The organism is Kitasatospora sp. NPDC085464, from assembly GCF_044541955.1.
Classification (GTDB): Bacteria; Actinomycetota; Actinomycetes; order Streptomycetales; family Streptomycetaceae; genus Kitasatospora.
The window spans coordinates 213,935-227,133 of record NZ_JBITTM010000005.1 but is presented as its reverse complement, the minus strand read 5'-3'; the positions used below and the strand labels follow the sequence as shown (position 1 = coordinate 227,133).

At 73.5% G+C, this 13,199-nt stretch carries 12 protein-coding genes and 1 riboswitch; of the genes, 6 read left to right on the top strand and 6 right to left on the bottom strand.

Translation table 11 applies throughout. The annotated features are described in order from the left end of the window. Positions 1-74: 74 nt before the first annotated feature. Together ACIGG8_RS06770 and ACIGG8_RS06765 are read right to left on the bottom strand one after the other, a co-directional pair. Positions 75-809, bottom strand: coding sequence for an FMN-binding negative transcriptional regulator (locus ACIGG8_RS06770; RefSeq protein WP_396546169.1), 735 nt, complete (start codon positions 807-809; stop codon positions 75-77). Between the two features lie 13 nt (positions 810-822). Continuing rightward, positions 823-1,494 carry a pyridoxamine 5'-phosphate oxidase family protein gene (locus tag ACIGG8_RS06765; protein ID WP_396546168.1) on the bottom strand — a complete coding sequence of 224 codons (672 nt, stop codon included), beginning with the start codon at positions 1,492-1,494 and terminating at the stop codon, positions 823-825. A gap of 34 nt (positions 1,495-1,528) precedes the next feature. On the opposite strand from ACIGG8_RS06765, the gene ACIGG8_RS06760 reads away from it, so the two are divergent. Both ACIGG8_RS06760 and ACIGG8_RS06755 read left to right on the top strand, forming a co-directional pair. Then, positions 1,529-2,866 carry an aminotransferase class I/II-fold pyridoxal phosphate-dependent enzyme gene (locus ACIGG8_RS06760; RefSeq protein WP_396546167.1) on the top strand — a complete coding sequence of 446 codons (1,338 nt, stop codon included), beginning with the start codon at positions 1,529-1,531 and terminating at the stop codon, positions 2,864-2,866. Positions 2,867-3,195: 329 nt separating this feature from the next. Continuing rightward, positions 3,196-4,398 (top strand): GDSL-type esterase/lipase family protein, encoded by a 1,203-nt coding sequence (locus ACIGG8_RS06755; protein ID WP_396546166.1) that lies wholly within the window; start codon positions 3,196-3,198, stop codon positions 4,396-4,398. 133 nt (positions 4,399-4,531) lie between these two features. On the opposite strand, the gene ACIGG8_RS06750 is transcribed toward ACIGG8_RS06755, so the two are convergent. Further along, complete coding sequence (locus tag ACIGG8_RS06750) at positions 4,532-5,890, bottom strand: NAD(P)/FAD-dependent oxidoreductase (RefSeq protein ID WP_350524800.1); 1,359 nt, start codon at positions 5,888-5,890, stop codon at positions 4,532-4,534. A gap of 167 nt (positions 5,891-6,057) precedes the next feature. On the opposite strand from ACIGG8_RS06750, the gene ACIGG8_RS06745 reads away from it, so the two are divergent. The 3 genes from ACIGG8_RS06745 (at position 6,058) to ACIGG8_RS06735 (ending at position 7,833) form a co-directional block, all read left to right on the top strand. Beyond that, positions 6,058-6,813, top strand: coding sequence for a HipA family kinase (locus ACIGG8_RS06745; protein WP_396546165.1), 756 nt, complete (start codon positions 6,058-6,060; stop codon positions 6,811-6,813). Next, on the top strand, positions 6,810-7,226 hold the full coding sequence (locus ACIGG8_RS06740; protein WP_396546164.1) for a DUF3037 domain-containing protein: 417 nt from the start codon (positions 6,810-6,812) through the stop codon (positions 7,224-7,226). Before ACIGG8_RS06745 ends, ACIGG8_RS06740 begins: the two co-directional genes overlap by 4 nt. Positions 7,227-7,377: 151 nt before the next feature. Further along, positions 7,378-7,833: a MarR family winged helix-turn-helix transcriptional regulator gene (locus tag ACIGG8_RS06735; RefSeq protein ID WP_396546163.1), complete on the top strand. Its 456-nt coding sequence runs from the start codon at positions 7,378-7,380 to the stop codon at positions 7,831-7,833. 54 nt (positions 7,834-7,887) lie between these two features. On the opposite strand, the gene ACIGG8_RS06730 is transcribed toward ACIGG8_RS06735, so the two are convergent. Both ACIGG8_RS06730 and ACIGG8_RS06725 read right to left on the bottom strand, forming a co-directional pair. Continuing rightward, positions 7,888-8,325 carry an ATP-binding domain-containing protein gene (locus tag ACIGG8_RS06730; protein WP_396546162.1) on the bottom strand — a complete coding sequence of 146 codons (438 nt, stop codon included), beginning with the start codon at positions 8,323-8,325 and terminating at the stop codon, positions 7,888-7,890. Beyond that, complete coding sequence (locus tag ACIGG8_RS06725; RefSeq protein WP_396546161.1) at positions 8,280-9,578, bottom strand: HelD family protein; 1,299 nt, start codon at positions 9,576-9,578, stop codon at positions 8,280-8,282. Before ACIGG8_RS06725 ends, ACIGG8_RS06730 begins: the two co-directional genes overlap by 46 nt. A gap of 118 nt (positions 9,579-9,696) precedes the next feature. Here ACIGG8_RS06725 and purB point away from each other — a divergent pair, with 118 nt between their 5' ends. After that, the gene (gene purB, locus ACIGG8_RS06720) at positions 9,697-11,127 is read left to right on the top strand and encodes an adenylosuccinate lyase (RefSeq protein WP_396546160.1); all 1,431 of its coding nucleotides are present in this window, start codon (positions 9,697-9,699) and stop codon (positions 11,125-11,127) included. Positions 11,128-11,166: 39 nt separating this feature from the next. Here purB and ACIGG8_RS06715 read toward each other — a convergent pair whose 3' ends face one another. Then, the gene (locus tag ACIGG8_RS06715) at positions 11,167-12,705 is read right to left on the bottom strand and encodes an MFS transporter (RefSeq protein ID WP_396546159.1); all 1,539 of its coding nucleotides are present in this window, start codon (positions 12,703-12,705) and stop codon (positions 11,167-11,169) included. A gap of 312 nt (positions 12,706-13,017) precedes the next feature. Continuing rightward, positions 13,018-13,198: riboswitch (cyclic di-AMP (ydaO/yuaA leader) on the top strand. The last annotated feature ends 1 nt before the right edge of the window (position 13,199 follow it).

The window sequence follows — 13,199 nt, the reverse complement described above, 5'->3', positions numbered from 1 at the left end:
CAGGGCTCGTGTCACATTGCAGCAGCGCCGGGGCCGCGCCGCCCGTGTTGCGGGGCCGAACGGGTGACGCGCAGTCAGCCGTCGTTGCCCGGCGGGGTGGTGCCCGGTGCGGCGTTGCGTGGCGGGGTGGTGCCCGGCGGGGTGGTGCGCGGGCCGACGCTGCGCGGCGCGGTGGTGCGCCGCTGGTGACGGCGGAGCAGCTGGATGCGGGCGGCGGCGTAGTGGTCGCGGCCGCGCCCGCCGCCGTCCGCCCGCTCGGCGAGCCGGTCGGCCATCGCGTGCTGCGTCTCGGCGGGCTTCTTGTCGTCGTACTTGAACTTGGCCCGCACCTCGTTCACGGTCAGCCGGAGCCCGCGCAGACCGGGCAGTTGCCGGGCCAGCTCGCCGTCGCCGGGCACCACCCGGACCTCCGGCGTCTCGGGCTGGAAGTGCGCCAGCTGGCGGTTGAGGATCTCCGCCTTGCCGGCGGCGGACTCCACGACCTCGGCGGTGCAGTGGAAGTGCACCGAGGCGTAGTAGCTGGTCGGTGTGCCGGGGGCGCCGCGCCAGTGGCCCGGGGCGAAGGCGTAGCCGTCGGTGACCGCGAGGGTGACCTGCGGGTCGGACCGGACGGCGGCGAGCAGCGGGTTGGGCGCGGCGAGGTGGAGCAGGATCTCGCCGCGTTCGGCGTCCAGCAGGAAGTGCGTCGGGACGAGCACCGGGCCCTCGCCCGGGCCGCCGTTGGCGGCGAGCAGGCCGAAGTCGCGGCCCTCGGCCAGCCAGGCGCGCCACTCGTCCTCGTTGCCGCGGTCCCAGGACCTGATCAGCATCGGGTGTTCCTCGTCAGCGGGGGTAGCCGCGCAGGTGCGCGGGGAGCGGGATGGTGCGGTCGTCGTGCGGAACGGGCGTGCCGTGCACGGTGGTGACCGGTATCAGGCCGGACCAGTACGGGAGGTCGACGTCCGCCGGGTCGTCGCCGGCGTCGTCGTCGCGGGTCTTGGCCGAGACCTCGTCCAGCTCCAGCCGCAGGACGGCGGTCGCGGCGAGCTCCTTCGCGTTGGCCGGGCGGACCTCGGCGGAACGGCCGGGGATCGCGTGGTCGACCAGGGCGGCCAGCGCGACGTCCAGCTCCTCGGGGTCGGTGACCTGGTGGGCGGTGCCGTGGGCGATGACCGAGCGGAAGTTCACCGAGTGGTTGAACGCGGACTTGGTCAGCACCAGCGCGTCCACCTGGGTGACGGTGACGCAGACCGGCATGCCCTGCTCGCCGGAGGCGCCGCGCATCGGACGGCTGCCGGTCGAGCCGTGGACGTAGAGCCGGCTGCCGACCCGGGCGTAGATCGTCGGCAGGACCACGGGCGCGCCGTCGGCGACGAAGCCGAGGTGGCAGATGTAGGCGCTGTCGAGGATGGCGTGGATCGCCTCCTGCTCCCAGGTGGCCCGGTCCTTGTAGCGGGTGGGGGTGGTCCTGGGGGTGCGGGAGTAGGTCGGCGAGCCTTCCGTGCTGTCTGACATGACAACCTCTATGTACTAGTGCATAATTTTGTTTGTGCTAGGAGACTATCCGCTGAAAGGCCGACGCGCCAGCGAAATCGCGGCGCACATCGAGCAGGGCGTGAGCAGCGGACTGCTCGCCCCCGGAACCGCGCTGCCCCCGCTGCGCGACCTCGCCGCCGAACTGGGCGTCAACCCCAACACCGTCGCCGCCGCCTACCGGCTGCTGCGCGACCGCGGCGTGATCGAGACGGCCGGCCGCAAGGGCAGCCGGATCCTCCCCAGGCCCGCCCTCACCCCGCGGGACCAGATCCGCATCCCCGTCCCGCCGCACGCGCGGGACCTGTCCACCGGCAACCCCGACCCGGCGCTGCTGCCCGACCTCGGCCCCGCCCTCGCGGCCGCCGCCGAGGCCGCGCGCGCCGAACCGGTCCTGTACGGACACCCGGCCGCCGACCCGCAGCTGCTCGCGCTCGCCCGCGCCTCCTTCGAGGCCGACGGCCTGCCCGGCGGCCCGATCGCCGTCGCCTCCGGCTCGCTCGACACCATCGAGCGCATCCTCGGCGCCCGGCTGCGCCCCGGCGACGCGGTGGCCGTCGAGGACCCGGGCTGGGGGAGCCTGTTCGACCTGCTGCCCGCGATGGGCCTGAAGCACCTGCCCGTCCGGCTGGACGACGAAGGTCCGCTGCCCGACGCGCTCGCGGCGGCGCTGGCCGAGGGTGCCCGGGCGGTGGTGGTCACCAGCCGGGCGCAGAACCCGACCGGCGCGGCGCTCACCGCCTGCCGGGCCGAGGAGCTGAGGGCCGTCCTGGCCGAGCACCCCGGAGTGCTGCTGATCGAGGACGACCACGGGCACGGCATGGTCGACCAGCCGTACCACCCGCTGGCCGGCGCCGGCTCGCGGCACTGGGCGGTGGTCCGCTCGGCGGCCAAGGCGTACGGGCCGGACCTGCGGGTGTCGGTGGCGGTCGGCGACGCGGAGACGATCGGACGGGTCGTCGGGCGGCTGCGGCTGGGCGCAGGCTGGGTCAGCCACCTGCTGCAGCGCACCGTGGCCGAACTGTGGCGCACCGACGCCGCGCCGGTCGCGCACGTGGCCGCCACCTACCGGGCCCGGCGGGACGCGCTGCTGGACGAGCTGGCGGCGCGCGGGATCGAGGCGCACGGGCAGAGCGGGCTGAACGTCTGGGTGCCGGTGCCGGACGAGACCTCGGCGCTGGCGGCGCTGGTGCAGCGCGGATGGGTCGCGGCGCCCGGCGCGCGGTACCGGATCCAGTCGCCGCCCGGGCTGCGCTTCACGACGGCCCGGCTGGAAGCGGCGCAGGCCAGGGGTCTGGCGGAGGACCTGGCGGCGGTGCTGGGGACGGGCGGGGGCGGCTCGCGGCTGGTGTGACCGTCGGCGTGGTGCGGAGGGTGGTCGGGAAAGGTCGTCGGAGGGGCGGTCGGCGTGGCGCGGAGGGGTCGTCGGAGGGGTCGTCGGAGGGGCGGTTCGTGGGACGGACGGGGTGGGTGTGGCGGGTGTGAATCGCGGGCGGCATCCGGGCGTCGTTGCCGGTCTGGTCTGAACCCGCCGGTAACAAAAGCGGAAACCTGCTGCAGATACCTAGCGGTAACGGGAGAGGGCATGTCATCTTCATCGCGCCACCGGCCGGCGGCCCACCCTCACTTACGCGTCTTCCCGTTCCCCATGCCACGGGGAGACCGAGCCGCAGGAGTTCCGCAGTGCCCGAAATCCGTTCGAGCATCACCCGCAGCACGCCTCGACTCGGCCGACGGCTGCTCACCGCAGCCCTCGCCCTCCCGCTCGCCGTCGCAGGCCTGGCCGTCGCCGCACCGGCCTACGCCGCCCCGTCCGCCCTGACCGCCGTGCCCTCCGGGCCCACCGCCAGCGTCACGCTCGGCGACAGCTACATCTCCGGCGAGGCCGGTCGCTGGAAGGGCAACTCCGCCGGCACCAGCGGCAGCCGCAACGGCTCCGACCGTGCCTGGACCGGCAGTTCGTACGACCCCTCGCGGGTCTACGGCGCCACGGCGTCCAGCGGCTGCGACCGTTCCGACGTCGCCGAGGTGCTCAGCGCCTCGACCGGTGCCCAGAACGAGATCAACCTGGCCTGTTCCGGCGCCGTCACCGACAACGTCTTCCGCGCCTCCAACGGCGGCCAGTCGTACAAGGGCGAGGCCCCGCAGGCCGACCAACTCGCCACCGTGGCACGGCAGAACAACGTCAAGCTGATCACCCTGTCGATCGGCGGCAACGACCTGGGCTTCGCGGACGTCATCTCCAGCTGCGTCCAGGACTACCTGATCTGGTACTCGTACTGCCACGACTCCGCGCAGTCCCAGATCGACGACAAGATGCCCACCGCGATGGCGGGCGTCGGCAAGGCGATCGACGAGATCCGCGCCGTGATGGCCGGCGCGGGCTACGCGCAGTCGGACTACCGGTTGGTGCTGCAGTCCTACCCGTCGCCGATCCCGCGCAGCGCCGAGATGCGGTACCCCGAGAGCGGATGGACCCGCTCCAACACCGGTGGCTGCCCGTTCTGGGACGGGGACGCCGACTGGGCCCGCGACTCGATGGTGCCGCAGATCTCCCAGGCGCTGGCGGGCGTCGCCGCGTCCAAGGGCGCGCAGTTCCTGGACCTGTCGGACATGCTGCAGGGCCGCGAGGTCTGCTCGACGGCCACCAAGCAGCCGACCGCGAGCTCCGGCCCGTCCGCGACCACCAGCGAGTGGGCGCGCTTCCTGGACGGCGGGCTCAACTCCACGCAGGGCGCGCTGCAGGAGTCGATGCACCCCAACTACTACGGCCAGCAGGCGGTCGGGCGCTGCCTGACGCTGCTGTGGGGCCGTCCGAGCGGTGACTACTCGTGCCACAACACGGCCGGGCAGGACGCGAGCGGGATGTACCTGACCGCGCGCTGACCGCGCGCTGACCGCAGCGCGCCGACCGCAGCGCGCCGACAACGCGCTGACCGCGCGCCGACCGCGTGCTGACCGACCGCACCGCTCCGGTGCCCCCGCGGACCTGACCGCGGGGGCGCCGGCGTCGGCTCGCTCAGCCCTTGGCGAGCAAGGACTGGGCGTGGGCGCGTACCTGATCCTTCGTCAGGTAGGCGTCGGTGTACTCGAAGTCGCGCAGCCGGGCGGGCTGGCGGGCCAGGAATCCGGTGCGGACGAAGTCGTCCCCGGCGGTCGCGTTGAGCAGCCAGTTGGCACCCACCCGGAACTTGGCCACATTGGTGCGCATCGCCATCAAGTGGTAACCACGCGCCACTAGTTGGGCCGGTACGCCGCGCAGCTCCACCCCGAGGGGCTTGGAGACCGCGTCCTTGCCGCCGAGGTCCACCACCAGGCCCAAGTCCTTGTGGTAGTAAGGCTCCAGGGGCTGGTTGCGGAGCGAGGCGATCACGTTGTTCGCCACCACGCGGCCCTGGCGGGCGGAGTGCTGGGCGGTCGGCGGGCAGACCGCGCCGTCGCCCTTCGCGAGGTCGGGAACGGCGGCGGCGTCGCCGAGCGCGAACACGCCCTCGAACTGCGGCACCCGCATCTCCGCCGTCACCGCCAGCCGTCCGCGGACGGTCTCGGCGTCCAGGGTGCCGATCAGCGGGCTCGCGGCCACGCCGGCGGTCCAGATCAGCGTCCGGCAGGGGAGCACCCGTCCGTCGGTGAACTTGACCGACTCGGCACCGACCTCGGCCACCGACACACCCAGTGACACCTCGATGCCGCGCGCCCGCAGCACCTCCAGGGCGGCCTCGCCGAGCGGGTCGCCGAGCTCGGGCATCAGCTTCGGGGCGATGTCGATCAGGTGCCACTTGATCTGCCGGGCGTCCAGCCGCGGGTAGCGGTGCGAGGCCGCAGTGGTCAGACGCTGCAGGCAGGCGGCCGTCTCGGTGCCCGCGTAGCCGCCGCCGACGACCACGAACTGCAGCCGGGACTCGCGCTCCCGCTGGTCCAGGGAGGTCGAGGCGAGGTCGAGTTGGGCGATCACGTGGTCGCGGACGTAGGCCGCCTCGGCGAGCGTCTTCATGCCGCGGGCGTAGTCGGTCAGGCCGGGGATGTCGAAGGTGCGGGTGACGCTGCCCGGGGCGAGCACCAGGATGTCGTACCGCTGCGCGATCACCTCGTCGGTGATCTTGCGGACGACGCACACCTTGGAGGCCGGGTCCACGCCGATGGCGCCGCCGGGGACGATGTGGGTGCGGCGCAGCGAACGGCGCAGGGAGACGGCCACGGACTGCGGGGTGAGGACGCCGGCGGCGACATGGGGGAGGAGGGGGAGGTAGAGCTGGTAGCTGAACGGCGTGACCAGCGAGATCTCGGCCTCCGACGGTGACAGCTTGTGTTCGAGACGGCGGGCGCACTCCAGGCCGGCGAAGCCACCGCCCACGATCAGGATCCGAGGTCGTTCCATCGCTCATCCCTTTGCCGTGAAGGTCCCCGTTACTGTCCGCCACACTCGCACGGAGCAGCGGGGGCTGCCACTGGGGTGGGGTGGATGGGGGAGACGGGGTGGGAGGGGCCGTCCGTGCGGCTGGGGGCGGCGGGTGTGGGGGTGGTGGCACCGATAGGGTGGGAGGCGTGCTACCCGAGGTGACGGCGATCCGGTACGTGACGCCACTGCGAGAAGGCGGCTCGATGCCGGGCCTGGTCGAGGCCGATGATCGGCGGCTCTACGCGCTGAAATGGGTCGGTGCGGCGCAGGGGCGTAAGGCGCTGGTCGCGGAGGTGCTGGCCGGGGAGCTGGGGCGGCGGCTGGGGCTGCCGGTGCCGGAGCTGGTGGCCGTCGACCTGGACCCGGTGCTCGCACGCAGTGAGCCGGACCACCAGATCCAGGACCAGATGCGGGCCAGCGGCGGGACCAACCTCGGGATGGCCTTCGTCAGCGGTGCGCTCAACTTCGATCCGCTCTGCTTCGAGGTGGATCCGGAACTCGCGGGCCAGGTGCTCTGGTTCGACGCGCTGATCGGCAATGTGGACCGGTCCTGGCGCAACCCCAACCTGCTGGTGGCGACCGGCGGGCTGCGGCTGATCGACCACGGCGCGAGCCTGATCTTCCACCACAACTGGCCCGGCGCCGCCGCCTGGGTGCGCCGCCCGTACGACGCGTCCGACCACGCGCTGCTGGGCGCCCGGCCGGACCTGGAGGCGGCGGACAAGGCGCTCTCGCCGCTCGCGGAGGCGGCGATCGAGGCGGCCGTCGCGGAGATCCCCGAGATCTGGCTGACGGACGAGTTCGGCTTCGACTCGCCCGACGAGGTGCGCGCCGCGTACCGTGCCCAGCTGACCGAGCGACTGGCCGGTCCGCGTGACTGGCTCCCGGAGGTGCCCGCATGACCGCGTCGTCGACGTCCGCGCTGCCAGCCATCGTCGAGCTGCACGACTACGAGTACGCCGTGATCCGCGCGGTGCCGCGGGTGGAGCGGGGCGAGTGCGTGAACGTGGGGGTGCTGCTGTACTGCCGGCAGAGTTCGCACCTGGCCGCGCGCACCCACCTGGACCAGGCGCGGCTGCTGGCGCTGGACCCGGTCGCGGACGTGCAGGGCGTGCGGCGGGCGCTGCACGGGATCGAGGCGGTCTGCCTGGGCGGGCCGCAGGCCGGTCCGGCGGCGGGGGACAGCCCGGGGCAGCGGTTCCGCTGGCTGACCGCGCCGCGCAGTGCGATCGTCCAGCCGGGGCCGGTGCACACGGGGCTGACCGCGAACCCGGACGCGGAGCTGCGGCGGCTGTTCGACCAGCTGGTGCTCTGAGCGGCGCCGCTACGCGCTTGCCCGGCGGACGGGGCCGGCCTGCCCGTCGGGCAGGACCGGGGGGCCGACGGGCGGCGGCGTGAGCCGGCTCGCGGACGGTTGCCCTGGTCAAAGCTTGAGTTGCTGAAGCACCTGGTCGTACCCTGACCCCATGGGTTCGACAGCGACGACGACCGTACCGACCAACGCCGAGCTGATGGAGGTGTTGGCCGCCGTCGGTGCCGCCTACTTCCAGGACTTCGCGGCGGCCGCGGCCCGGCACGGGCTCTCCTCCTCGCAGGCCAAGGCACTGGGCGCGGTGCAGGAGCCGGTGCCGATGCGCGCGCTGGCCGGGCGGCTGGGCTGCGACGCGTCGAACGTCACCGGGATCGTGGACCGGCTGGAGTCGCTGGGCCTGGCCAACCGGGCGGCGGCGGCCGGTGACCGCCGGGTGAAGATCGTGGTGATCACGGACGCGGGCCGGGAGATCCTGGCCCGCATCCGCGGCGAGATGGCCCGCACCCACCAGGCCTTCCAGGAGATGACCGACGAGCAGCGGATCGCCCTGCACTCGATCTGCTCGCAGGTCCTGCCGGTGCTGGCCGGCCGGACGGGCGTCGCGCAGTAGGTCCCGTGCCGCCGGCGCCGCCCGTGCCGCCGGCGCCGGGTGAACCCGCCGTCGTCAGAGCAGCGCCGCGAGTTCCGGCGGCAGGGGCCGGTGGTGGAGCAGGGTGAGCGTGCGGGTGGACCGGGTGAGGGCGACGTAGCGGTCGCGCGGGCGGAGGGCGGCCGGCTCGACCACGACGACCGCGTCGAACTCCAGCCCCTTGGCGGCCGCGACGGTCACCGCGCCCAGCTCCGCAGCCAGGTCGTCCGGGGCGATCACGCCCAGGGTGCCCGGCGTTCCGGGGAGCCGGGCGAGCGCGGTGGCGAAGTCGGCGTCCGGGACGGGGACCGCGCGCGGGCGCTCGGTGCCGGGGCGGATGGACTCGGGCGGCTGCTGGTCGGGCGCCACGGTGCGCAGGACGGCTGCGGCGAGCGCCATGATCGGCTCCGGCGTACGGTAGTTGACGTTCAGGCGTTCCTCGCGCCAGCGGCCGGGCAGGTGTGGGTCGAGCATCTCGGCCCAACTGCGGGCCCCCGCCGGGGAGCCGGTCTGGGCGAGGTCGCCGACGATGGTGAGCGAGCCGGCCGGGACGCGGCGCAGGACGGCGCGCCAGGCCACCGCGGGGCGTAGTGGGCCTCCTCCTCGTCGTACGGGCGGCCGAGGGAAAGCGCCTGGGCGATGGCGAGGGCGTCGAGCAGGGTGCGCAGGTAGAAGGCGCGGGCCCGGTTGTGCGGCACGCGCAGGCCGCGGGCGGCGTCCCGGGCCTGGGCGCAGGCCCGCGCGGAGACGGTCAGTCCCTCGCCGAGGTCGAGGCCCTCGGCAGGCGCCGACTGGTGCGCCGCGAGGGCGCGGCGGAGGACCCCGGCCATCCAGGGGCCGCCCTTGGCGACCGCCGTGGCGGGGGCGTCGGTGCCGGCCGCGGTGACACCGGGGTAGAGCTCGCCGACGGTGCGCAGCAGCACCTCGGTCTCGCCGAGCGCGGGCAGCACCTCGTCGATGTACCGCAGGAACCCGGGGTTGGGGCCGATCAGCAGGACGCCGCGGCGCTCCAGCGCGGCGCGGTGGGTGAACAACAGGTAGGCGGCGCGGTGCAGGGCGGCGAGGGTCTTGCCGGTGCCGGGGCCGCCCTGGACGACCAGGGCGCCGCGCAGCGGGGAGCGGATCACCCGGTCCTGCTCGGCCTGGATGGTGGCGACGGCGCTGCCCATCCGGCCGGTGCGTTCCCGGTCGAGGGCGGCGAGCAGGGCGGCCTCACCGACCAGACCGCGGCGGCCGGAGTCGTCGAGCCTGGCGAGGTCGAGCGCCTCGTCGTCCAGACCGGTGAGGGTGCGGCCGCGGGTGTGCAGGTGGCGGCGGCGGACGACGGTGCCGGGGGCGGCGGGGGTCGCGGTGTAGAACGGGCGGGCGGCCGGGGTGCGCCAGTCGAGCAGCAGCGGTTCGTACGCGTCGTCGGTCAGGCCGGTGCGGCCGATGTAGCGGACGGTGCCGTCGCGCTCGTCGAGGCGGCCGAAGCAGAGCCCGCGTTCGACGGCGTCGAGCCGGGCGGCGTGGCGGGTGGCCTCGCGGGCGCGGACCTCGCGCTCCAGCCGGGCCTGGTGGGTGCCGTCGGGTGCGGCTGCGTCGTGGGCCCCGGCGGCGGTGCGGCGGGCGCGTTCGCGGACGGTGTCCAGCCGGTCGTAGAGCCGGGTGAGGCGGTGCTGTTCGGTGCGCAGGGCCTCGGGGAGGACACCGCTGGATTCTCGGGCGGTCGGTGGAAGTCCGTTCATCGATGTGGTATTATTGCGGTGAGAAGGTTGTGGCGCGTCACCTGAAGGTCGCTCAATTGACCCAGCCCACCCCATCCGCCGACGTCCGGCGTGACCTCGGCTGTTACTCTTGCGAAGCGTGAGCGCGAAGCCCCAGATCCCCAATGTCCTGGCCTCCCGGTACGCCTCGGCGACCCTGGCCCAGCTGTGGTCCCCCGAGCACAAGGTGGTCCTTGAGCGCCACCTGTGGCTGGCCGTCCTGAAGGCCCAGCAGGACCTCGGTGTCGAGGTGCCGGCGAACGCCGTCGCCGACTACGAGCGGGTGATCGACCAGGTCGACCTCGGCTCGATCGCCGCCCGTGAGCGGATCACCCGCCACGACGTGAAGGCCCGGATCGAGGAGTTCAGTGAGCTCGCCGGCCACGAGCAGATCCACAAGGGCATGACCTCGCGGGATCTGACCGAGAACGTCGAGCAGCTGCAGATCCGCCAGTCGCTGGAACACGTGCGCGACCGCACGGTGGCCGTGCTGGTCCGCCTGGCCAAGCTGGCCGCCCAGCACTCCGAGCTGGTCATGGCCGGTCGCTCGCACAACGTGGCCGCGCAGGCCACCACCCTGGGCAAGCGCTTCGCGTCGATCACCGACGAGCTGCTGGTCGCCTTCCGCCGCTTGGAGGAGCTGATCGCCCGCTACCCGCTGCGCGGGATCAAGGGCCCGGTCGGCACCGCCCAGGACATGCTGGACCTGCTCGGCGGGGACACCGAGAAGCTCGCCGAGCTGGAGCGCCGGGTCGCCGGGCACCTCGGCTTCGAGAACGTGCTGACCAGCGTCGGCCAGGTCTACCCGCGCTCGCTGGACTTCGAGGTGCTCACCGCCCTCGTCCAGCTGTCCGCCGCGCCGTCCAGCCTGGCCAAGACCATCCGCCTGATGGCCGGCCACGAGCTCGTCACGGAGGGCTTCAAGGAGGGCCAGGTCGGCTCCTCGGCGATGCCGCACAAGATGAACACCCGCTCCTGCGAGCGCGTCAACGGCCTGGCCGTCATCCTGCGCGGCTACGCCTCGATGACCGGCGAGCTGGCCGGCGACCAGTGGAACGAGGGCGACGTCTCCTGCTCGGTGGTGCGCCGGGTCGCGCTGCCGGACGCCTTCTTCGCCTTTGACGGCCTGCTGGAGACCTTCCTGACCGTTCTCGACGAGTTCGGCGCCTTCCCCGCCGTGATCGAGACCGAGCTGGACCGCTACCTGCCGTTCCTCGCCACCACCAAGGTGCTGATGGGCGCGGTGCGCGCGGGCGTCGGCCGGGAGACCGGGCACGAGGTCATCAAGGAGCACGCCGTCGCCTCGGCACTGGCGATGCGCGCGGGCGCCCGGGAGAACGAGCTGCTGGACCGCCTGTCCGCCGACGAGCGGATCCCGCTGGACCGCGCCGCGCTGGACGCGCTGCTGGCCGACAAGCTCTCCTTCACCGGTGCGGCCGGCGCCCAGGTCGCCGAGGTGGTCCGCCTGGTGGAGGCCGTCGCGGCCGCCTACCCGGAGGCCGCCAAGTACGCGCCGGGTGACATCCTCTGAGGTCGATGTCCCGTGACGTCCCGGTGAGGTGACGTCGCGTCAGCTCTCGGGCGTGGGCCCCGCCGCCGGACCGGTGGCGGGGCCCTCGCGCGTGTGGACGTGGCCCGGGTCGAAGGGCGGGGTGGTGGTGCCGCAGGGCCAGTCGCAGTTCGGCTCGGCGACCGGCTTCTCCTCGGGCGCCAGCACGTTGCCCCGGATGGTGGCGAAGGCGATCAGCCCGCCGGTGGCCAGCAGGCCCGCGCAGATCAGCATCGCCGTGTGGAAGGCGGAGTCGACCTCGGAGGGCACCTGGTAGGCGTTGCCGCTCAGCCCGGCCAAGGCCGGCAGGGCGGCCACCGCGAGCAGGCCGGCCGCGCGGGCGGCGGCGTTGTTGACCCCGCTGGCGATGCCCGCGTGCCGGACCTCGACGGCGGCCAGCACCGTCGCCGTCAGCGGCGCCACCAGCAGGGTCATCCCGCAGCCCATCACCGTGACGGCGGGCAGCACGTCCGTCCAGTACGACGAGTCGGAGCCGATGCGGAGCATCAGCAGCACCCCGGCGGCGCAGATCAGGGGGCCGACGGTGAGCGGGATCCGCGGGCCGATCCGCTTGCCAAGCCGGCCGGCGCGCGCCGACAGCAGCAGCATCAGGATGGTGATCGGCACCAGCGCGAAGCCCGAGACCAGCGGTGAGAACCCGGCGACGATCTGCAGCTGCACCACCAGCAGGAAGAACACGCCGCTGAAGGCGGCGTACACGCAGAGGGTCACCAGGTTCACGGCGGTGAACAGCCGGGAGGAGAAGAGGCCGAGCGGCAGCATCGGTTCGGGCGCGCGGCGCTCGACGGTGACGAAGGCGACGCCGAGCACCACGCCGATCACGCCGCTGACCCAGACCGCGGGGGACACGCCTTCGCCGGCCGCGGTCAGCGCGTAGGTGATCGCGCCGAGCGCGAGCGCGGCGAGCACCGCGCCCAGTACGTCGAAGCGGCCGGTGGCGCTCTCGTCCCGGCTCTCCGGTACGGACCGGGTGGTGACCGCGATGACGGCGGCCGCGAGCGGCAGGTTCAGCAGGAAGATCCAGCGCCAGCCGGGGCCGTCCACCAGCCAGCCGCCGAGGAAGGGGCCGACCGCGGCCGACACCCCGCCGAGGCCGGACCACAGGCCGACCGCCGCCGAGCGGTCGTCAGGGTGGAAGACGGCCTGGAGCATGGCGAGCGAGCCGGGCGTGAGCAGCGCCCCGCCGATGCCCTGGACGGCGCGGGCGGCGATCAGCACCTGGATGTTCGGCGCGGCGGCGCACGCCGCGGAGGCGACGGCGAACCAGACCACGCCGATCAGGAAGACCCGGCGTCTGCCGTACCGGTCGCCGAGCGCGCCGCCGAGCAGGATCAGGCCCGCCAGGGTGAGCAGATAGGCGTTCAGCGTCCATTGCAGGGACGCCAGGGAGGCGCCCAGGTCGGCGCCGATGCGGGGCAGGGCGACGTTCACCACGGTGCCGTCGAGCATCGCCATGCTGGATCCGAGCACCGTTGCCAGGAGTACCCAGCGACCCTGCGCGGTGCCCAGGCGCAGGGTGCCTGCTTCGGAGGTGGCCACGGCCCGATCCTGGCCCCGTGGGGCGTACGTGACAAGGCTCACCGGTGGGTGTGTTGGAGGCTGGCGGTGCGTGAGCGGACGACTGCGCAGCGCCGTCGTCGTCGGCGCAGGGTCGTGGATCAGTGGCACGGGGTGAATGGATTGTGTACACACCGTGCCGCGGATCATTCGGAGGGTGACCGGATCCCCGGGGGTCGTTGCGGATTCAAGAGATCGACATTGCTTCACCCGAACGGATGGGTTTTAGTTCAGCGACCGCCCGGCCAGCCCGGACGGATCCACCGGGTGGAACGCCGAGTCCTGCCGCTGCCCGGGTGGTTCGAACTGAACTCTGTACGGCAGGAGCGGGGGACCCACAGGTAAGTCGCCGGACCGGAGTTCGCGCCTCAGGGCGCGGGCGTCCAGGGCCGGCTTGGGGTGAAGCCGCGCATGCGGCCGGGCAACTCCAGCCCGAACCCGACAGCTCACCTCGCAGGCGTCGGAGAGGAAACTTC

What these genes read in the sequence shown, in the direction of transcription:
- ACIGG8_RS06740 (WP_396546164.1), top strand. Translation starts at nt 6,810, where the DNA reads ATGACCGCGTCGTCGACGTCCGCGCTGCCAGCCATCGTCGAGCTGCAC.
- ACIGG8_RS06735 (WP_396546163.1), top strand. Translation starts at nt 7,378, where the DNA reads ATGGGTTCGACAGCGACGACGACCGTACCGACCAACGCCGAGCTGATG.
- ACIGG8_RS06750 (WP_350524800.1), bottom strand. Translation starts at nt 5,890, where the DNA reads ATGGAACGACCTCGGATCCTGATCGTGGGCGGTGGCTTCGCCGGCCTG.
- ACIGG8_RS06765 (WP_396546168.1), bottom strand. Translation starts at nt 1,494, where the DNA reads ATGTCAGACAGCACGGAAGGCTCGCCGACCTACTCCCGCACCCCCAGG.
- ACIGG8_RS06725 (WP_396546161.1), bottom strand. Translation starts at nt 9,578, where the DNA reads ATGAACGGACTTCCACCGACCGCCCGAGAATCCAGCGGTGTCCTCCCC.
- ACIGG8_RS06770 (WP_396546169.1), bottom strand. Translation starts at nt 809, where the DNA reads ATGCTGATCAGGTCCTGGGACCGCGGCAACGAGGACGAGTGGCGCGCC.
- ACIGG8_RS06730 (WP_396546162.1), bottom strand. Translation starts at nt 8,325, where the DNA reads ATGCTCGACCCACACCTGCCCGGCCGCTGGCGCGAGGAACGCCTGAAC.